1 protein-coding gene is annotated in these 278 nt (G+C 47.5%); it reads right to left on the bottom strand.

The features are described 5' to 3' along the window. A partial coding sequence (locus AAEZ02_RS22345; RefSeq protein ID WP_351125216.1) for a PaaI family thioesterase occupies positions 1–210 on the bottom strand: 210 nt, incomplete at its 3' end. Between the last annotated feature and the right edge of the window lie 68 nt (positions 211–278).

The raw sequence follows: 278 nt of genomic DNA on the forward strand, positions 1-278 counted from the left end.
GGCTGTTACTGTGTCCATGACTGTCGCTGCAAAGCCACCGTGTACGCCGCCCATCGGGTTTAAATGACGCTCATCTGCATGGGCTTCAAACGTTACTGCGCCTTCACTGACCTCGATAGCTTTCATCGGTATGGTTTGCGTTATTGACGGGGCAGGTATGTCGCCATTAAGCATGGCTTGCATCAGTTGTAATCCGGTGAGGTGTTTCATTATTATCCTTGAGCGATAGCATCAATTTTTAGCGATATAAAAGGGTAAAGCTTGCGCTTTACCCTTTT

It is taken from the genome of Shewanella sp. T24-MNA-CIBAN-0130 (genome assembly GCF_040310185.1).
Taxonomy (GTDB): domain Bacteria; phylum Pseudomonadota; class Gammaproteobacteria; order Enterobacterales; family Shewanellaceae; genus Shewanella; species Shewanella psychromarinicola.